Source organism: Rhodanobacter sp. FW510-R10 (assembly GCF_058781105.1).
This window is the reverse complement of sequence record NZ_JBYSWL010000002.1, coordinates 53,130-71,781: the sequence shown is the minus strand read 5'-3', so window position 1 is coordinate 71,781 and position 18,652 is coordinate 53,130. Positions and strand designations below refer to the sequence as shown.

The 18,652-nt window shown below is 65.9% G+C and carries 24 protein-coding genes; 2 read left to right on the top strand and 22 right to left on the bottom strand.

The features are described 5' to 3' along the window. The first annotated feature begins 216 nt into the window (after positions 1 to 216). Positions 217 to 1,302, top strand: a complete 1,086-nt coding sequence (locus AC3WJB_RS15575) for a hypothetical protein (protein ID WP_492683298.1) — start codon at positions 217 to 219, stop codon at positions 1,300 to 1,302. An 8-nt stretch (positions 1,303 to 1,310) separates the two neighbouring features. On the opposite strand, the gene AC3WJB_RS15570 is transcribed toward AC3WJB_RS15575, so the two are convergent. From AC3WJB_RS15570 to AC3WJB_RS15540, 7 genes are all read right to left on the bottom strand, one after another. Beyond that, a complete protein-coding gene (locus tag AC3WJB_RS15570; RefSeq protein ID WP_153037843.1) occupies positions 1,311 to 1,973 on the bottom strand; it encodes a DUF6694 family lipoprotein in 663 nt (220 codons plus the stop codon). 14 nt (positions 1,974 to 1,987) lie between these two features. After that, complete coding sequence (locus tag AC3WJB_RS15565; RefSeq protein ID WP_068098728.1) at positions 1,988 to 3,766, bottom strand: single-stranded-DNA-specific exonuclease RecJ; 1,779 nt, start codon at positions 3,764 to 3,766, stop codon at positions 1,988 to 1,990. 41 nt (positions 3,767 to 3,807) lie between these two features. Beyond that, positions 3,808 to 4,122, bottom strand: coding sequence for an HU family DNA-binding protein (locus AC3WJB_RS15560; RefSeq protein WP_153037844.1), 315 nt, complete (start codon positions 4,120 to 4,122; stop codon positions 3,808 to 3,810). A 67-nt stretch (positions 4,123 to 4,189) separates the two neighbouring features. After that, on the bottom strand, positions 4,190 to 4,948 hold the full coding sequence (locus AC3WJB_RS15555) for a hypothetical protein (RefSeq protein WP_492683295.1): 759 nt from the start codon (positions 4,946 to 4,948) through the stop codon (positions 4,190 to 4,192). After that, entirely contained in the window at positions 4,920 to 5,564 is a 645-nt protein-coding gene (locus tag AC3WJB_RS15550) for a lytic transglycosylase domain-containing protein (protein ID WP_369488116.1), read from the bottom strand. The genes AC3WJB_RS15555 and AC3WJB_RS15550 overlap by 29 nt, the downstream gene beginning before the upstream one ends. A 105-nt stretch (positions 5,565 to 5,669) precedes the next feature. Continuing rightward, on the bottom strand, positions 5,670 to 6,020 hold the full coding sequence (locus tag AC3WJB_RS15545; protein WP_153037848.1) for a hypothetical protein: 351 nt from the start codon (positions 6,018 to 6,020) through the stop codon (positions 5,670 to 5,672). Positions 6,021 to 6,094: 74 nt separating this feature from the next. Further along, positions 6,095 to 6,736 carry an energy transducer TonB gene (locus tag AC3WJB_RS15540; RefSeq protein WP_068098735.1) on the bottom strand — a complete coding sequence of 214 codons (642 nt, stop codon included), beginning with the start codon at positions 6,734 to 6,736 and terminating at the stop codon, positions 6,095 to 6,097. Between the two features lie 152 nt (positions 6,737 to 6,888). Between AC3WJB_RS15540 and AC3WJB_RS15535 the strand changes: the two genes are divergently transcribed. Beyond that, positions 6,889 to 7,668, top strand: coding sequence for a DsbC family protein (locus AC3WJB_RS15535; protein ID WP_068098737.1), 780 nt, complete (start codon positions 6,889 to 6,891; stop codon positions 7,666 to 7,668). A gap of 270 nt (positions 7,669 to 7,938) precedes the next feature. Here AC3WJB_RS15535 and AC3WJB_RS15530 read toward each other — a convergent pair whose 3' ends face one another. The 15 genes from AC3WJB_RS15530 to AC3WJB_RS15460 all read right to left on the bottom strand — a co-directional run bounded on the left by AC3WJB_RS15530 (position 7,939) and on the right by AC3WJB_RS15460 (position 18,650). Beyond that, positions 7,939 to 8,889: a hypothetical protein gene (locus AC3WJB_RS15530; protein ID WP_153037849.1), complete on the bottom strand. Its 951-nt coding sequence runs from the start codon at positions 8,887 to 8,889 to the stop codon at positions 7,939 to 7,941. 11 nt (positions 8,890 to 8,900) lie between these two features. Then, the gene (gene rdgC, locus AC3WJB_RS15525; RefSeq protein ID WP_082824038.1) at positions 8,901 to 10,139 is read right to left on the bottom strand and encodes a recombination-associated protein RdgC; all 1,239 of its coding nucleotides are present in this window, start codon (positions 10,137 to 10,139) and stop codon (positions 8,901 to 8,903) included. A 303-nt stretch (positions 10,140 to 10,442) separates the two neighbouring features. Continuing rightward, complete coding sequence (locus AC3WJB_RS15520; protein WP_068098742.1) at positions 10,443 to 11,288, bottom strand: hypothetical protein; 846 nt, start codon at positions 11,286 to 11,288, stop codon at positions 10,443 to 10,445. 242 nt (positions 11,289 to 11,530) lie between these two features. Continuing rightward, complete coding sequence (locus tag AC3WJB_RS15515) at positions 11,531 to 12,343, bottom strand: hypothetical protein (RefSeq protein WP_068098743.1); 813 nt, start codon at positions 12,341 to 12,343, stop codon at positions 11,531 to 11,533. Positions 12,344 to 12,457: 114 nt separating this feature from the next. Beyond that, positions 12,458 to 12,952 (bottom strand): hypothetical protein, encoded by a 495-nt coding sequence (locus AC3WJB_RS15510; protein ID WP_068098744.1) that lies wholly within the window; start codon positions 12,950 to 12,952, stop codon positions 12,458 to 12,460. A gap of 38 nt (positions 12,953 to 12,990) precedes the next feature. Continuing rightward, positions 12,991 to 13,395 carry a hypothetical protein gene (locus AC3WJB_RS15505; protein WP_068098745.1) on the bottom strand — a complete coding sequence of 135 codons (405 nt, stop codon included), beginning with the start codon at positions 13,393 to 13,395 and terminating at the stop codon, positions 12,991 to 12,993. Further along, positions 13,392 to 14,177 (bottom strand): hypothetical protein, encoded by a 786-nt coding sequence (locus tag AC3WJB_RS15500; protein ID WP_068098746.1) that lies wholly within the window; start codon positions 14,175 to 14,177, stop codon positions 13,392 to 13,394. The genes AC3WJB_RS15505 and AC3WJB_RS15500 overlap by 4 nt, the downstream gene beginning before the upstream one ends. Positions 14,178 to 14,227: 50 nt before the next feature. Beyond that, a complete protein-coding gene (dnaN, locus tag AC3WJB_RS15495; RefSeq protein ID WP_161487750.1) occupies positions 14,228 to 15,331 on the bottom strand; it encodes a DNA polymerase III subunit beta in 1,104 nt (367 codons plus the stop codon). Between the two features lie 78 nt (positions 15,332 to 15,409). Beyond that, complete coding sequence (locus AC3WJB_RS15490) at positions 15,410 to 16,072, bottom strand: esterase/lipase family protein (RefSeq protein WP_068098750.1); 663 nt, start codon at positions 16,070 to 16,072, stop codon at positions 15,410 to 15,412. 110 nt (positions 16,073 to 16,182) lie between these two features. Then, entirely contained in the window at positions 16,183 to 16,473 is a 291-nt protein-coding gene (locus tag AC3WJB_RS15485) for a hypothetical protein (protein WP_068098752.1), read from the bottom strand. Then, positions 16,470 to 16,784: a hypothetical protein gene (locus tag AC3WJB_RS15480; RefSeq protein WP_068098753.1), complete on the bottom strand. Its 315-nt coding sequence runs from the start codon at positions 16,782 to 16,784 to the stop codon at positions 16,470 to 16,472. The genes AC3WJB_RS15485 and AC3WJB_RS15480 overlap by 4 nt, the downstream gene beginning before the upstream one ends. A gap of 350 nt (positions 16,785 to 17,134) precedes the next feature. Further along, positions 17,135 to 17,338, bottom strand: coding sequence for a hypothetical protein (locus AC3WJB_RS15475; protein ID WP_068098755.1), 204 nt, complete (start codon positions 17,336 to 17,338; stop codon positions 17,135 to 17,137). Between the two features lie 51 nt (positions 17,339 to 17,389). Further along, positions 17,390 to 17,857 carry a hypothetical protein gene (locus AC3WJB_RS15470; protein ID WP_068098758.1) on the bottom strand — a complete coding sequence of 156 codons (468 nt, stop codon included), beginning with the start codon at positions 17,855 to 17,857 and terminating at the stop codon, positions 17,390 to 17,392. Positions 17,858 to 17,955: 98 nt separating this feature from the next. Beyond that, positions 17,956 to 18,324 (bottom strand): hypothetical protein, encoded by a 369-nt coding sequence (locus AC3WJB_RS15465; RefSeq protein ID WP_068098761.1) that lies wholly within the window; start codon positions 18,322 to 18,324, stop codon positions 17,956 to 17,958. Between the two features lie 92 nt (positions 18,325 to 18,416). Continuing rightward, positions 18,417 to 18,650: a hypothetical protein gene (locus AC3WJB_RS15460; RefSeq protein ID WP_068098763.1), complete on the bottom strand. Its 234-nt coding sequence runs from the start codon at positions 18,648 to 18,650 to the stop codon at positions 18,417 to 18,419. Between the last annotated feature and the right edge of the window lie 2 nt (positions 18,651 to 18,652).

Here is an 18,652-nt window from a genome sequence, read left to right as displayed (position 1 = left end):
GCATGGAGGCACCGCAGGAATTTGCAAAACGTGCTGAAATGAACCCTACTTTTCCGGACCAGAGGGGCCGGTGCCTGGGTCATCCTGCGTTCCATCCCTGATGGACGCCATCGAGAGCCGACACGCATGTCCCGAAACAATCATCTTCGCGCCAAGCCGGCCGACCACCCATTCGAGGTGCGTCTGCCCGTGCCAAACCCCGCCGAGTCCTACGCCTTGGCGATGACGACCGCCCACTTGGCGCACGCCGCCCATCTCGGCGAAATCCTGTCCTCTCTCGACGTCGACAAGGATCTGACGCGCCGGCTCGCGCTCGAGATCGACTCGCTCGTGCAGCAAGCCGACCTCCAGTGGCGGACGTTCCTCGCGCGTTCGTGCGTGACGGTGGCCGAGTACGACGCCATGGATGCCATGGGGCCGCCCCAGACGATCGCCATCGACGAGAACGGCCTGCCCGTCGCCATCTGGGAATCGGTCACCCCCCGCGAACCGGCAGATTGGCCGCCCGGCCTGACGCTCGCGGTCGCGCGGCACGAGACAACCTTTATTCCGACCGTCCCGTTTCGTCAGGTCAACCTTGCCTCGCTGCCGCCTGGTGTGGCGGTCGTTCGCATCACCGACCCGCGTCATGCGGCGATGTCGGCGCTGGACGAAGTATTCCGCGTGCTTTGGCATGACGTGGATGTCCACATGCGCGATGCACTTCCCGCGATTGCCTGGCGCAGGCTCGCGCACCTGGCGGCCTTTTACACGAAGGCCGCCAAGCTCTCCGGCGAGGGTCTGGGTGATGACGAGTTCCGCGAGTGGGATCGACGCCTACGTGAGGACACGCCGGTCGACCAAATGGCCCGCGTGATCGCTGAGGGCGCCTTGACGTCGCGTGCACAGCACGTGGCGGCTCTGCAGTTGGTTGCGCGGTTCATTGGTCGAACGATGGACGAACACCAGCAGGCAGCCTTCGAGGGCGACGAGACCGACTGGATGGCGTCTACGCTGATCACGCTGGATCGTGCGCGTAGCAACGTCGATGTCGCGATGCAGGGCTATAACCTCGCACTCATGGCCTTCGCCGGCGTGGCGTCGGAGCGCGCCTCGGCCATGGCGATCACGCGACCGGTGCCACACGGGTTGCCCGTATTGGCCATCGTTCCGGAAGGTGCGTCGGTGGCCACCATCGCCGCCAGCCGCGCACTGCCATCGCCGGACGCGTCCTCAGCCGCGCCCCTCTCCCACACGCGCGCCGGCGTACCCGCGCCTTCACGCGGTGGCGAACGCTCGCGCCGCCGCCCCCACAAAGGCTAGGGGCGTCCCTACTGTGTGATCCGCCCCTCGGTCACGGGCTGGTTATTCCCCAGCCCGTAGCCATTGGCACGTTTTGCGAGTTCGGCGTTGATGCGGGCCTGGGCAATTTTCAGAACCTCCAGCGGCGTGCGCCCAGCCAGGACCTTCTGCGCGCCGGCGATCAATCGCTCGGGAGGCAGTTTGTCGACGGCAATCTTCTGCGCGCGCATCTGCTCGATGGGCAGGCTCGCCACCATCAGGATGCGCACGGCCTTCTGGAAGGCCCTGGCATCGTCCTCGGGCAGGCTCGACGTGATCGTGTTGATCGAATCAACCATGGCGTCCAGCGACGAACCGTCGATCCGCATCGTCTGCATCGCGTCGACCACCCGTGGCGTCACCGCATGACCGACGTCGAACGCGGCGTTCGCTGCCTCGATGTCGCTCGCGCTCTGCGCGATCGTTGCATCCGAGGCGAATCCGAGTCCGGTGGCGTCGCCGTGAGCAACACCGGCAACCTCGCCCGTCCATGGCGATGCCGGAATCGGCCGCTCCTCCCGCTGCGCCGTGGCTGCGTCGCGCTGCCCTTCAATCGACTCGGACGGCTTGAAGCTCACCATCATGGCCGCCGCGACCATCACCGCCATAACCACGCCAACGACAACCCTCGGCGCCTTGGATTGGGTTTCCATCTTCTGACTCCTCTTCACTGAATGGTCTGCGCCGCCTGGATCTGGATGTCCACGGTCGTGCGTCCTCGGAAACTGTTGGCAGCCAGCTGGTAGGTGGCCAGCACCGCCTCGCCCACCTGTACGGGAACGGCGCCGCCCGGGGTCAGGGCGCGAAACCAGATGCCCGAGTGGATCCCGTAATCGCTGCGCAGCTGCAATTTAAGGTGACTGCCGTCGCCGACTGGCTTTACCTGTTCCACTACGAACCGGTCGGTAAACGCCGCCGGTTCGAACTCGCGGCCGTAGGGCTCCAGCGCGTCGAGCTCCTCGAGCACGGACTTGTCCGGTGCGCGACCGAGCGACCCGTCGCTCCAGGTCACCGGCCCGAAGCTCGCGGGGTCCGCCTGCGCCGCCACCGCCGCACAGAAGGCGTCCTGGAAGCGCACGAGATCCTGCTCAGCCAATGACGTCCCGCCAGCCCCGGCGTGACCGCCCCACGAGAGCAGCAGGTCGGGATGGGCCTTAGCGACCGCAGCCAGCGCGTGGCGCACGTGGACACCGGGGACGGTGCGCAGGGAACCGGTCAGGACACCTGGCTTTCCCTGCTTCGGGGACAGGCAGCACGTCGGCCGGCCGAACGCCTCGACGATCCGTGACGCCGTGATGCCGTGCACGCCACTGTGGCCGTCGGGCAGATGGATCACCAGTGCGGGCATGCCGGCCTCGGCCTGCACGCTGGCGACGTCCATCGCCACCGCCGTCATGGTGCGCTCGACTCCCTTGCGTGCCTCGTTCTCGCGCTCCAAGAGGGCTGCGAGATAGTCCGCCTGCTCTTGCTCGGTTGTGGTCAGGAATTGCAGGGACGCCAGCGGGTCGGCCATTCGCCCGCGCGCATTGATTCGAGGCCCGACGCCGTGAGAGATGTCCTTGGTGGAGAAGGGGCCTTCCTTCTTCATCACCTTGCGCATCGCCTCCCACGGTGCGCGGGTCGAAGCATTGATGAGGCGCAGACCGTAGCGGATGACGGCGCGATTGTTTCGCGAGCGCGCCAGCGACACGGCGTCTGCGGTGGTGCCCACGGCGCTCCAAGCAAGCAGGGGCGCCAGCGTCGGCGTATCCGCCGGCAGGTGACCACGTTGGATGAGGCGCTGGCGCACCGCGCACATCGTCAGCCACATGACGTGCACGCCGGCGATCAGCGGATCGGAGAACTTCGAGTCTTCGCGAGCGGGGTTCACGCAGGCCAAGGCCGACGGTGGCCCCTTGCCTTCCACTCCGTGGTGATCGGTGACCACCATCTGGAACCCGGCCTCCTTCAGTCGAGCGATACGTGGCTCGTCGCCACTTCCCTGATCGCCGGAAACGCACAAGCACGGCCGCGGGAGATCGCCGATCACGCGCTCGACGAACGCATCGGAGACGCCGTACCCCTCGCGCTGGCGATGGCTCTGCAGCAGCACAATGCGCTCTGCCGGCACGCCGAAGTATTCGGTCAGCGCCAGCAGGAAGACCGCACCGGCGTCGGCGCCGTCCGCGTCGTGGTCGAACACGCCGGCAAGGTGCATGGAAGGATCCATCACCGCGTCCGCGATCGCGTTCGCCGCGACGTCGATGTCGGGCAGCTGATCCGGGTTGTCGAGCATGCGCACGCTCGGTTCGATGAGGTGGCGGATCACCGGCACATCCGCGGCAATACGGGCCGCGATGATGCGGGCCTGCAGCTCGGTGAATCCCTCCGCGCGCGCGCGCGCAAGCAGGTTCTGGTCAATCGGGCGGTCGCGAATCTGAGGCATCATGGTCTTCGTCTCGGTCATGCCATCTAGCATCGCGGCACGCCGGTCACCGGAAAGATCGGTCAGATCTCTGCCAGGTCCTCCAGGTCGCAGCGCAAGCGGGCGTCGCGGACGGCCGCCTTGAACCCAGCGCTCGGTTTGAAGACGGGAATCCGGGTACTGGGAAGCCACACGGGCTTGCCTGTGCGCGGGCTCTTCGCCTGGCGCCCCGGCCAATCCTTGGAGAGGAACTGGCCGAACCCGGCAATCTGCACGGTACCGCCCTTCGCCACGTGGGTTGCCACGATCTCTGCGAGTGTGTCGATGATGGCGATGGCCGATGCGCGGCTCATGCCTGTGTCGGCCTTGAGCCGGTCGGCGAGTTCTGATTTCGTCACGTCGTGGATCTCGGGGCGGGACGGCCTCCTGCGGTCCCTCAATCGTTCTGCTTAAACTGCCGCCGCGTCAGCGCAGCGGGACCTGGTCGTAGCCGAGCTGCACGGCGGCGAAGCTCGCCAAGTGCAGAGCTTCGGGTGCGTCCTCGACGTCCACACCGAGCTGGCGTGCCCATGCAGCCAGGCGCAGCTGGTTCGCTTGAAGGTATTCACCCGGCCGCGGGCGAAGCCCATCGGCCACGTGCGTGGCGATCGCGGCATTGTTGATCGCCGCGACTTCCTGGCCATCGCGTTCGAAACGCAACCACAACCACGTGCGCACGCGACCGTCGGAGCCGTTCTTGCTCCCGGCGTCGACGTAGATGACGTCGACTTTGGGAAGCAGGTCCCCGAGTCGATCCAGAGCATCGGCGATCATGGGATGCACTGCTTCGCGAGCGTCTCCCACCGGCGCCACGTCGACGGACGGCGACGCGGCGCCCTCGGCAACGCACCACGAGCCGCGCGGATTCAACTTGAAGAGATCCCGGCCGGCCCAGTAGATGTCTTTCGCCACGCTGTTGGGTAGCGATGTCTCCCTGCTCAGACGCTCGATCGAACGATCCTCGTGCAGCACATGCGGCGTCAGGTCGACGCGCGTGGTCTTGTTGCCCGAGGTGCGCTGGAGAACGAGCGCGTTCTGGGAGCGATTGGTGATGTCGCCGGCGACGTCGGTGCTGACGGAGAGGAGCCGCGGAATGCTGGATTGAATGACCCGCAGATGGGCCATGATTTGGTGGTTGGGATACACGAACATTCCTTCAGGGGGTCGCGGCCAGGCGCGATACACGTCGAGCGATGGCTTCCTCGATTCGCTCGAGGTAGATGCGCTGCAGGGCTGGGTTGGGTGAATGGTAAAGGGCAATGGCCTTGACCTGCGACTTGCTTCGCTGGAGTCCATCCTTGTAGAGCCATCCTTGAACCAGGATGTTGACGCACAGGTTGTCGCGCAAGACGTCCTCGGAGATACCGCGCGCCGCCAGCTTGTCGAGGTGGCTGGAATTGATCTGGGCCTTGCCGATGTCGTACGTCCCGTTGCGATTCGGTTTGGAGTTCTTCCCCACCTCACCACCCTCGACTTCCAGGATGAGATACAGCGGCAAAGGCTGGATGTCGAATGCGGCGGAGGCCTTGGCGACGCAGGCGCGGACACGTGGATCGTCCTCTGGGAACGGTCGCTGGGTCGCGTTCGGTCTGGCCTTTGCGAGGGTCCTGACCCGAATGACCGCTGGGTCGGTCGCCGCGGCGGGCTCTGCTGGGACCACGCGCTGGAGCGACGCCGGCGCCGGGTCGCCCATGCTGATCGTTCGGATTGAGGCGCCATTGGCGCGTACGCCCGGCATCAGCACGAAGCACAGAAGGCTCAAGGCCATCGGGGCTATCTTGCGTCGGGTCATCCCGGTCATCCTCCTCTCCTTTTCTCAATCGTTGTCGTCGCTGGACTGAACTGTAGGGGCTTCTCGGGGCGTTCCCCGCGGGAATAGGGGCCTTTGGACAACGTCCTTTCCCAACTACACCCGGCCTCGGCCTTTGGGCGATTTCCACCGCTGTCGGAGCTCGTCCATGCTCTCGTCGAGGGTGGCGTCGACCAGGTCGATCAGGAAGCACGCGCGCACCGTGTCGTCGTCCATCAGCGACTCGTCGAAAAAGTCGGACGGGAGGTTGGCCAGATAGCGATCGAAGTAATAGCGCCCGGCGACCGTCGTGAAGTCGTGCTCGACGCCGGGTTCGTCGTCGGGAATGACAATGTGGGCAATAACGATTCCGTCGCGGACGATGTCCGCGGCCAGGCCGGGACGTTTGGCACGCGGCATGTAACGGATGTTGATGGCGCTGTAGGGTGCAAATCGTTGGGTGGACACGCGGATCTCCTGGGGACGGTTGACGGGCCCAGAACATCACGCACGTTTTGCGGACAAAGTTGACGCGGGTTGTCTCACGATTCGCGACTGTGGACCGAACCGTTCGAGAGGTGCCCCCGGAAGAACCCGATGGGTACCGAGATCCACGATGGCACCGCGCGTCCGTTGAGCAAGCCTGGCTCGAACTTCCACCGCGAGACCGCGGCGATCGCCGCCTCGTCGATCTGGGGTGACACGCTCCGTGAAACGCTGATGCCTTCGGGGAGGCCGTCGGGACCCACCAGGACGATCAGCACCACCCATCCCTCGGCGCCCTTCTCACCGAACGCGTTGAGTGGGTATTGCGGCGTCTCGGTGACGCGGAAGGACGCGATCTCGCGTGGCGGCACGTCCGGCCGCTTAAGGGGCGCGCTGACCAGGTCCTGTGGCCGCGCGGCCACGCGCACTGGGCGTCGGCGCGGCTGCACCGGCATGCTGTGTTTGGGCGGTGGAGCGTCAGCGGCTGCACGTGCCGCGACGGGAGGCATGGCCGGCGGTTTTGGCGTCTCTGAAGGCCGCGGATTGTGGTGGAGGATCGAAACGATGAGTACGTCGGCGCGCCCGGCCGGCGGTTCGATACGCGGTGCCGCCTGGTGCATCGGCAAGGTGGCGTAGATGACCAGGCACGCGTGCAGGAACAGCGCGATGGTCCAGGCGGCGATGCGACTTGGTTTCATGACGGCACGATAAGGCGACCGTCAGGGCACGCGGGGGCGAAACCGACCCTGCAACCGCCGCCGTTTCAGCGGGGCTTGCCCGCGCAGGCCGCCTATTCTGGCCATCCGCCGCGCGCCAAGGCCGGCGTTCCCTCACCCCCATAGGACGGCCCATGCTTACCTTCACACGTCTCGCTCGTCGCGCGCTTGCCTGCGCCTTCGCCCTCACCGCTTCGGCGGCCGCGTTCGCCAGCGGTCCGTCCACGCCCACCGACCATGCCGCGATCCGCGACACCGTCCGCGCCATCAACGACAAGGCCGTGATCCGGTCGATCGACGACATGCCGATCGCCGGATTGAAGCGCGTCGTGGCGGACGGCTCGGTTCTCTACACCACGGATGACGGCCGGTACCTGTTCTATGGCGTGCTGCTCGACACGAAGACCCATCGCAACCTGACCGACGAGGCCCTGGGCGATGTGCGCCTGGAGCTGCTCAAGACCATCCCTGCCGACGACAAGATCGTGTTCTCGCCGCAGAACCCGAAGTACACGGTGACCGTGTTCACCGATACCGGCTGCCCCTACTGCCACATGGTGCAGCAGAACCTGCAGGGCTACATGGATGCCGGCATTCGCATCGAATACGTCCCCTTCCCCCGTGGCGGTAACGCGTCGCCGGAGATGGCCACCATGAAGTCAGTCTGGTGCGCGAAGGACCCCAAGGCTGCCTACGCCACCGTGGTCGCCGGCGGAAAGGTACCCCCGGCCGATTGCGCGCGTGGCGCCAGCATCGAGAAGATGTATGCGCTGGGAGACAAGCTTGGCATCGAGGGCACGCCTGCGATTTACGATCAGACGGGTCGCCAGCTCGGTGGCTTCCTGCCGCCGGCGGCGCTGCTCGGCAAGCTGCAGCAGGGCGAGAAGGCCCAGAACGCCGTAACCTCTCGCTGAGCCCACTCGCACCACGAACAAGGCCCGCAACCTGCGGGCCTTGTCGTATCTGGAATCGCTATGCGTCTTGAATCCGCCTTCGTCATCAACCTGCGCATCGGCATCGCAGTCCTCGCCGGCGCGTGTGCCGGGCTCCTCGCACGCCTCCTGATGGACAGGGACGTCCAGGCAAGTCTCTCCATCGGATCACTTGTGACCGCGGGTGTACTTCTGGCTTCCTACTTCCTCGTGCCGGCCCGATCGGACGGATAGCGCAGCTCGCGCGTCTCCTCAGCGGCGCCTGCGGCTGGACGACCGGCCACCCTCACCCCGCTCGACGCGGCACGCTGGGACCGCCGACTCCGGTGTCCACGTGGTTACGCGGCCTTCCACATCGGCGATGCACTCGTCGATCGCCTTGAGTCGCTCGTATCGCCCACTCGTGAATCCTTCGGTGTCCAGCTTGTTCCTGCGCGTGTAGTCGTCGATCGACACCAGGGTGTAGTCGAACTGCGCATCGAGCGGCAACTGGTGCATCACCTGGTTCACGAGCGGCGCGGTGGCAATGTTGCAGCAGGTGAACTGCAGCAGCGTGGGTTGCTCCGGCGGAATCGGTGTACGGTCGTTGGACTTCTCCTCTGGCCCCTTCAAATTGTCGTCGAAGACGACCTCGCCCGACGGCAGCGTCACGGTCAGGTGGAACACAGGATTGTAGACGTCCAGCTCCGTGTGGTTGACGAAGGTGAAAGCAAATGTCGCGTGATCGTCGACCCCCAACGCACCTTCGGCCGGTGGCACAAAGGCGGGTTTGGGCCACTCGAACTGATCGACCGTGAAGCGCCCGGTCTGTTGCGCCCGCGAGCGGGCCAGGTCAAGAAGATCCCTGTCCAGCTGAAGGGTTCGCAGCAAGGAGGCGTTGCGCACCGGATCGGGTGCCAGCGGATCCACGGTGGGCGCGTAGACTCGATTGTCGCCGCTCCCCAGCGTGCGCGTCGTGAAGCGGATGAACTCGTCCAGGCGCATACCGACCACGGCCTCTGCGGACGGCAGCTCCGCGCGCGGGTGGGTGATGAAGGCCTCAACGAATGCCTCGCGAGCCTTGGTCGCGCTGGCCACCTCCCGACGTGGCGCGCGCTTGATCGCCGCGTCGATCGCCGCCTCCAAGGTCTGGCCGTCGCGCTGCTGGATGCGCGGTTCACTCTGGCACCCTGCCAGGACAGCCACCCCGAGCAGCATCAGCACACCGGCGCGCCTCACTGGCCCAGCTCCACGCGATTGCCATCACCACCCATGCCCTGTCGCGGCCCGCCAGCGAGGATGGTGCGTGTGCCTGTTCGGTCCGGCGGCGACACGAATGCTTGGGCCTCCAACGCTTCGATGATTTGCGCGGTGCGGTTGTACCCGATGCGCAAGGCGCGCTGGAGCGACGAGATGGACACCTTGCCGGTGGCCAGCAGCACCTGCTTAGCCGCTTCCAGCGTTGCGGCGTCGGTATCGCCGCGAGGGGGCACCACCGGTGCAAACGCCAGCTCGGCCGTCTTGTTCTCTTGCACCGCCTGGTCGAGAACAGCATCGTCGCTCGGCCGCGCCAAGCCGAAGATGGCGTCCAGCTGGTCGAGCAGCTCGCCCACTTCCCCGTGCACGAACATTGCACGCGCCTCGGTCTCCAGCTTGAGGTCGCCCTCAGCACGCTCTGCCGCCGCCTGGAGATCCTCCATGGCCACGTCGAGGAAACCGAGCTTGCGCACGACCAGTGCTTCGTCAAGCACGAACGACAGCCGGTCTCGGTAGACCAGGCCAAGCTGCGTCACCTGCTTGCCGCCGCGCAAGTGCTCGCGCACTTCCTCGCTGTCCAGGCTCTCGCGCCGGCCGCGCCACACCGCACCCTTGCTGCTGGAAGTGTCCTTCAGCTCGCACTCGTCGCCCAGCGACCAGCCCTCCGGCAGCTTGCCCGTGGCCAACCAGTCCGTGAGGGTGGCGCGCACGGGTCTTTCCGGTGACATTGGAAGCGCAGGAAAGGTGCCCAGCGCCTCGCGAACGCTCGTCAGGAATGACTCCGCACCCTTGCGGCTGGCGCTGTCCACGCACACGAACCCGCGCTTGAGGTCGATCCACGCGTCGGTGCGTCCGGGCTGGATGAGCGCACGTGGGAGCATCTCGGTAACCAGATCCTCCTTGAGGCGCTTTCGTTCGCGCGCGCCGACCTTGCGGCCTTCCTCCTCCTCAATCTTGACCACCTTCTTCTTCAGCGCGCGACTGACGACAGACGCCGGCAGGAGCTTTGACTCGCTGGCCAGCGCCAGCAGCACCGCGCCGCCCACCGTCGTTGAGAACTCGCCCTCGGTCCCGGTCGGACTCACGAACCCGCGTGTGTGGACTTCCAGCGGGCCGCACTCGCGCAGCGGAAACTCAGGCAGCGCCTCGGGGAGGCGCTTGAGGTCCTTTGCCACGGTCTCGGAGATACGAAAGAGGGTGACGTTCTTCGGCATCATCGGGTGTCTTCTCCAGTCATCATCTGCCGCGTAGCACGGCGTAGTTCCAGTTGGGCAAGGCCCGGTGGGGCCCGTCGTAGCGCGGAAGCACCGAGGGCGTATTGCCCCGCGGCTTTCCGGTCGGACGCTGCCTGATCGTGTCGGGTACCGAGCCTGTGGGCTCGGCCGCGGCTCGGATCATGGCCAGGCGCTTGGCGCGTGCCGTGGTATTAGGGTTTGAATCCATCGAGCTAGTGTCTCCGTTGAGTTAACTGACGGCCCGGCGAAATGCCGGGCCTGGTCCCTGCCCTTTCTGGCGCGCGATCAGTGGCCGGCGAAGTATTCGGGGGCGTGCTCCACGCAGAACACGTTCAGCGCCTGCACGTGAGCAAGGGGGAAGTGGTACTTCACGGCCGATTTGAACAGCCTGATCTGGACACCGGCGACCTCGCCGCGGAAGTCTCGCGCGGGTTCCCAGTTGCGTAGCTCCAGCTCCCGAAGCACGTCCCGGACATCTTGGCGGACGTCCTCGGCATCCACAGACGGATTGGCGAAGGGCAGGCACGTTGCCAGCGCATTGAGGTGCTCGCTCACGGAACTCTGGGTGTGGAAGCCGTAGCGTGCCGGCGACCAGAAAACATCAACGCTCGCGCCTTGCTGCAGGATGATTCGCCCCGAGACCGGCGTAGTCGCCTTCTGGTAACGCAAGCCGAACACTCGTGCGAACTTCAGCGCCGCTTGCTGGTGCGCGATCTCGCTCGCACGCGGAGCGAACCGCGCCAGCAGTCGCTCGACCAGATCGACGCAGGTGAAGGGAGCGCGTTTGGCTAGCGATACGTGGGTGAAGTAGTACTCACGGAGGTCGTCGACATCCAACGACAGGGGCGTTTCCGATGGCGACAGCACCTGGCCGACCCGCTCCACCATGCGGACGAAGAGCCGGGACGGCACGCAGTGCATCCCGTCCGATCGGGCCATCGGGTCGAATCGGGTGAACGAGGCACAGCGGTTCTCCGCCAGCTCACTGGTCACGCGATCGACAATCGTCTGCAGGTCGGCGTGCGACGCATCAAGCATCCGCGCTTCGGCGAGCAGCAGCTCACGCGGCGCGGAAGCGGCGCCCTCCTCCGGGAATGTGATTGAGCCTTGGGTAGTCTCGGTTGAGTGCATATCCGCTCCTGACGCTCGGTGAAGAATCGTTCCACCGTAGACGCGGATCGCAGGGCTCGAAGTTGGCCCCGGAAACAGCGAGGGCTCGCGCCACCACAGCACGAGCCCTCCCCGCCGCCTCCGATGGCGACCGATCTTCCGTGTTGTGCGGGCTTGACCGCTCCGTGCTTCCACCACTGGCACCGTCCCCGGCGCCCACCTGCGATCAAGCTATCTCGGTCGACGGCCGCCTCCAAACCTGGTCACGCAGCGCGGCGAGCCGCCGACCGAAAGCTAGGCGCGTGCTCGCTCAGGAAGGCGTTGATCTGCGCCGCCAGCTCGAGGGGAATCAGGAACTCCACCTTTTGCTGATAGGCGCGCAGCTCGATCGGCCCGATGGGCCCGTAGGCATGGCGCTCGGGCGCCCAGCGATTTAGGTTGCCCGCCGCCACCATAACGCGGATGCCGTCGGCGATCCGGTTGGCGATGCCGCTGTCGATCGTCTGCACCACGTCCTGCAGCGACCGGCAGGCCTCCACGAGTGTCCGGTCGTTGGAATAGGTCAGTCGGCCACCCCAACTGTCGAGGTGCATGCGCAACGCCAACACGATGCAGCCGCGACGCTGCACCGGCTCGGCGCCGGCAGACAGATCGAAATGCCTCACCAGACGTTCGGCGGCCTGGCTCAACACCATCGTCGTGGCGCGATCGGCGAAAGCCTCATGAAGCGCCTCGCCCAGCTCGATACAACTGAACTCCTCTGACGGCATCGCCTGCGAATCGTCGAGGTAGCGGCCCAGAATGTCCTGGTAGCCGGTCAGCTCCAACGGCTGCGCACCGGCCAGCTCGACGCGGATGACGCTGACAACCTGGTCGGCCGTCCTGCGAGCGAGTCCACGGAAGGCCTTGGAGGGGTCGTTCGAGTAGTGCCTGAACGGACGCAAAAAGATCGGGCACGACTCATAGTCGTACGTGTCGGCCTCCTGCGAAATCGCGATCAGCTGGCGGTAGCTGGCAGCAGCACGCGCATAGGTGGTCTGCAGCTCTTCCAGAATGCGGCGGGTATTCGGGTGCATGGCATGACTCCTCGGGGTTGCCCCAAGGATGTCCGAGAGGACGGCAGATCGAAGATCAAGGACACTTGGCACGATCTTTCGCCGGCGTTGCCCGAGACGCGAGTTGCCTCGTAGCTACGACGCGAGCTGGCGCAAGAGCCGGTCACGCTTGCGCACAGGCTCGACCTTGTTCACCCACGCTCGAACCGCCCAGGCGTCGCGGGTCCGGATCGTGAGACCCCTCGCGTTCCAGTCGCGGATGGCGGCATCAATCTCGTGGTACTCCTCCCTCATCGCCAGGAGATACTTGAGCTCGTGATCGGGCGGTACTGCAAACGACTTCGCAATGTCCTCGCGCCTGACCTGCGTAGATTCGTCGTGGAGTGCAGCAACCACGGCCCATATCCCGCAGGCGAGCGCCGCAAGCACCGCAGCACCGACAGCCATGCCCGGGGCGTCGCTGAACCATGCAGCAATCGCCGCCATCCCCACGATGTACATCGTCGTCTTGGCGATCGCCTTCTGGCGGAATCCGCCCATGCGAAGCACCCGGCAATCGGGTGATCGCCGGAGCGCGCGCTCCTCCGCTTCCGCCGCGACGTCGCTGAGTGGTTCATGTGTGAACTTCATGGTGTTCTCCTTGGTGTGGTGGCGGGTAGCCGATGGGGTTAGGCGTGGCGCTTGTTGCGGCCGAACTGTTCGGCCAGGACGCGATCGAGGCAGCGCACGGAGCGCGCATCCGGGGCGGTAGCCATCGCCAAGGCGCGTTCGCCCGCCAAGCGTTCCTGCTCGAGCGTTCTTCGAGCACCGAACGGCGCGCCCTCGGCGAGGAGCCGCGGCGTCTTGGCCATCGCTACCGCGAGGATTTCGATCTGCGCGAATGCGCCGTCAGGACGCGCCGTGGCGAGGTAGCGAATATGGGTGAGGATCTCGCTCAGTTGGCCAAGCGCGGCGGCATCTTCGGCCGTCAGTTCGACGCCGGCCGGCGCCGACGGCTGCAACGGGCCGTCAAGACCCGGCAGCTGGGGGTAGTCCTGGTGGAAGGACGGTTCCTGGGTGGTCACATCCGTCATGGCATTGTCTCCCCTTGCGCCTTCGCGATGGCCTCGTTGCTCAAGCCCGCCTGATAGGTGGAAAGATCGAATCCCGGCGTCCGGCATGGACCGGCGCAGCGCAGCGCCCACCGGTAGGCCTCTTCGGTCTGGCCCAACTCTTTGGCCATCCTGACCGCGCCGAGCGCGGCCAGCGCGTCGCCGGCAGCGAAGGCCGCGGCATAGAGCTGTAGTGCCTGCGGGACGTTGCGTGGGCGGTCGGTACCGCTCGCGTGGATGTTGGCGGCCGCGTGCAGCATCCAGCGGTCGGTGTAGATCGGTTGCGCCTGCCGTCCGATGGCGGCCTCGGCGGCGATGAGCACCTTGTCGACGTTCTCCGCGCGCAGGTCCGCAAAGCGACTCGGCTCGTAGATCGGCGCATCGCTACGCGCCGGATCGGGGAACAACGCGGCAGCGGCGACCAGATTGCCCTGGCCCAGCGAGTCACGGAGCCATCGCCGCTCCAGTTCAGAAACACGCTCGCGTTCGTGAGGCGACTTCGCCCGGGTGGCCTCCAGCGCATCGCGCTCGGCGTGTTGCAGGGCGGTAAAGTTCTCCCATGGATCGCCGCCACGGCCGATGGCGGCGATCGCAGACACCAGTGCCTTGTCCGCCCGGTAGTTAGCCACCGCGCCGCGCGCCCACGGATAGGCGACGCCGGCGGCGATCAGTACAACGGCCGTAACGAGCGCAGGCCACGCCACAGGTATGCGCTTGGCCTTCGTCGGCGTTTCCGTCATCACGGCGGCCTGCGTCTTGGACATGAACTCATTTCCTCTTGAAGACGGCGCGGTGGCAAGCCGCGCCGGTGTCGTTAGATACGCATCGGCATCACGACGTGGCGGATGGACGAATCGCCGGTTCCGGTGACCAGCAGGCTCGTCGATGCGTCGCGTACATGGATGCACGCCGATTCGCCGATGAAGGCATCAAGCGCGTCGGTCAGGTAGTGGTGGTTGATCCCGAAGTCGAGCTTGGGCACCGTCGTCGTGGCGATGACCTCCTCGTTGGCACTGCCGCTGCCTTCAGCCTTGGCGTGCAGCTTGATACCCTCGTCGGTGAAGGACAGGCGCAGCGTGTTGTACTTGGACTCGGCCAGCAGCGCGGTGCGACGCACCGCCTCGAACAGCTCACCTGCCCCCACCGTGACCGATCCGGCGAAGTCCGTCGGAATAACGCGTTCGAAGTCGGGGAAGGTTCCCGCCACGAGGCGGGTGGTCAGGGTCGTGTCGCCCACCACCACGCGAACTTGCTGCTCGCCGGCCTCGATGCTGACCAGGGCATCGTCCTGCGGAAGCAGGCTCACGATCTCGGCGACACCCTTGCGCGGCACGATGACCGCGAGGTTCTTGGCCACGCGCTCGGGCAAGGCGACCTCGCCCACCGCGAGGCGATGGCCGTCGCTGGCAACACACTCCAGTTTCGCGTCCGTCGCCTTGAACAGCATGCCGTTGAGGTAGGTGCGCACGTCGCCCTTGGCCATCGCCACGCTCACACGCTCCATGACCTTCCGCAGTGCGCGTGACTCGATGCGGATCAACTGGGCACCGGCGAGCTTCATCGCCTCGGGAAACTCGGTCGCCGGCAGCGTGGCGAGCGTGTAGCGGCCCTTGCCGCAGGTGATGGCCAGCTTGTTGGCCGACAGCTTGACCGTGACTTGGCCCGCGTCCGGCAAAGCGCGAACGATGTCGATGAGCTTCTTGCAGGGCACGGTGACGGCACCATCGTCGATGTGCTCGGCGACGTCGCCGACGCTCTGTAGTTCGACCTCCAGGTCGGTGGCCTTCAAGGTCAAGCGACCTGCCGTGTTGCTCAGCAAGACGTTTTCGAGGACCGGCATGGAGCCGCTGCGCATGGCCGCGCCGGCCACCGCAGAGATCTGGCGCAGAAAGGTCGTGCGAGCAATTCGGAAGTGCATGGCTGTCGCCTCAGTGGGTGTTGAACCCAACATAGACGCGCACGGTCGATCCCGAAGTCCGCGCCATTTCTGCACGCATCACGCCGCCCTCGCCGCCACGCCGGCGTCACCCAGAAGCGAGCCGGTGACGAGATACGCCTGCACGTGCGCAAGCACCCGCCGGTCAGTCAGCAGCCCCTTGTGCGTCACCGGCAGACGAATGTGTTCCGTCAGGCCGGGCCATGCGGTTTCGTCCACGCCGACGATTCCGTCGTTGCGCCCTTCCAGTGTCCCCACCAGACGACCGGCGGCGTGCGGGCGCTCGCCTGCGATCATGGCGATGTGCGCGGGAACTCGCGGGAAACTCAGGCCCTCGCACAGTCGCTCAGCAGCGGCGCCGAGAAAGGCGCGACCGGCGCGATACTCGGATACGCGCCTTGCCTGCGCGCTGCCGCGTAACGGCGCACCCAGGCACACGATGCCGCGCACGCGCTGCGTAACCGAGGGATGCCTGCAGGCGCTCACGGCCAGGACACCGCCGTAACCGTGTCCGATCAAGACGATCGGGCGACTGGCCTCGCGGATGACTTTCTGGACGCGGGCTTCGATGACCGCCACCGCTTCGTGGCGACTGTAGGCTATGCGCCCCGTTCTATGCCCTCGCGCCATGACGGCGTCGGCAAGCGCGTCCATCGACGCACCCGTGCGCAGCAGGCCGGGGACGAGGAGGACATCAGGGTTGGGGTAGTCGGGAGCAACCATGGACGGACGCCAGGAGAAGACATTGCGTCACGATAGGTTTTCATCGGGGACGTCGGACAGCGAAAGCCGCGGTTCTTGGGTCGCCGTTTCGCCGACGGGCGTCAGCCGTCTCAGGCTGCCTTGGCCTGCCGGACGGTCACGGTCTTGGCGTCGTCCAGTAGCCCCTGCAGGGTCACGAGACCGGCATCGTCCAGCGCGGTGCACGCGCCCGAGGCGGTTGCCAGGTCGTGGAGGTCCGCGGGTCGGCAGACAAGATCACCGAAGCCGGATTGGAAGTACCACTCAATCGCAGCGCGGACCGTAGCAATCTGCTGGGCGTCGAGTGTGATGGCGGAGGGTCCGGAGAACGGAGACAGCGGCGCCGGGCTGCCCAACGACGACTCCAACGCGACTGCCTTCACGGTGCCGCCACGATCGCCAGGAAGACCACGGCGGCCAGCAGGAGCGGACTCGCAGCGCGCCCGAGGAAAGCCAGCGTCCGCTCCGGCCATCGCGCTTCGCAATAGGCCACAAGCCCTGCCGTCACCGCAGAAAGACAAGTCGGCAATGACGCCAGGTCGATCGGGCGAGATTGGGGCATCAGCCTTGCCCAGAGCAGTTGGCCGATAAGAACGGCGAGCCCCACCAGAACGCCGAACCCTACCGCGTGCGCGAGCAGTTTGGCGCTATGGGGCCGTGTTGACGGGTCCGTGGGGAGCACGCTGGACTTCATAGCCAAATCCTCGAAGTGAAAGCGAGGAGATCACAGGCTGGGCACGGCATGGCTCAAGGGGGATCACCATGCGCCGGAGGCACGCCCCAGGGGGAGAGGCGGCGTACCCAGACCTGTGACTACTCGTCCTCCTTGCGGAGGATCATCGGCGACCCCTACAGGGGGAAAGGGATCGCCAACGTGCGCTCTGGATCATGCTGCCCGCGTAGATCCGTACCGGTGTTTCTTCCGGTCACGTGTGGGAGCGCAGCCACAAATGAATCATAAGTGCGGTGGGCGAGTGTCGAAGTTCGGAAACCCTTTGCTTAGCACCCGTGGTTTCGCAGCAGAACGATCGCCTACCTCCGGACTCACTCGATCTCATCTTCCTTATCCATGTCGCCGGCGGACGCCTTGACGTAGGCCTCGACCGCATCGGCGGGCTGCTCCCCGAACCGATGCCCCGGTTCGCCGTAGATCAGTTCGCATTCGGCCACTGACCAGCCCATGCGCTCGGCGAGCAAGCGGCAGAACTCTTCCTTGAAGGCGGCCTCGCGCCAGTGCTTGTGCTTCATCCACACCACCCTCGCGATCACGGGATCGGCGAATCGTAGCGGTGTTTGGATTCAAGCGGCCTTGGGAGAACCGTGCCGGCGGCGCGCCACGTCCAAGCCCAGAAGCTCGGCCAGCTCGATGGCGCGCCCATCGGTCAACTCGCGTACCCGTTGGGCGAGGTACGCCGGGGCGAGGTCGCGGGCGGAGTCCGACGATGACGGCAGACCCTTGTTCACGAACGAGGCCACCATTGACATTCCCGCTTCCGGCCGGTCGGCCAGGTGACTGAGGATAGCGGTCCGAGCGCGGGAGCCGCGAGCCTCGGGCGGAAGCGCCTCTGCGGACGCGGGACGCTTGGCCTTCGTGTCCGTGCGGGCGCCGGTCCTTTCGGCACTGGGATAGGTCGCGACCAGGATTCCAAGCGCGGCCAGCGCAACCCACGCAGTGATTTCTGTGTTGGCCGCCTGTGGCGCCATCATCGACAGAATCACCATGGCGGCGGCGATCACCCCGAGGGTGCGGGCAAGAGCGGTTGGCATTGGCAAACTCCCGTGGTTGGAGTGCGTCAAGGTACGGCGTGGTCATACCGGTGGTTTTCCGAAACGACCAGCTTTTCGCCCGTTCTTCCGCCAGTCGGTTACTGCCGCCGGCGGTTGATCCGTGGCGCCAGCAGCGGCGCGACACCCCGGCCGTAGATCTGGGCAGCGATTGCGCCGGCGCCGACGGCAAAAACGATCCCGACCGCCGTCAAGCCATAGCCGATGGCCAGCGCCTTAACCGGCTGCTCCTGCCAATAGACCATCATCAACCACAGGCGCTCGATGGTCGGTTGGTCGAACCAGCGGCTCAGGGTGCTGCCGATGGAGGCTGACGATGCGACCAGCGCGAACCAGGCGGCGGCCTTGGGAATGGTGCGGACACGATCCCGCGCGGTGGCTGCCCGCCACGCCGCATAGGCGATCAGAATCTGGCAGAGAAAGAAGAGAAGCCCGAAGAAAGTGACCATGACGCGCTCCGTGAGTGGTTTGCGTCAACGGTCCCCCGACCGGCTCGGTACAGAAGTTACGCCGTATTCCGCCGGGCCAGGCGCAAGGTCACTTACCTTTCCGTGCCGGCCGGCTTCTCGGCGAGCACGTCGTTCAGCAGCGCATCGACGGCTTCGCGCGGGCCGCAGGCGAAGGTCGCGCCGAACTCCTTGGCGAGTTCTGGCGACAAAACGTCATCCGGACTCCCTTGCCGGGTGATGGACGCGATGTCCTCCACCGCCGGGGTCCCGAAGATCAGCGTCACGCCACCGCGGCGCTCGACTTGGCAAGTGGCTTGGACATCCATGG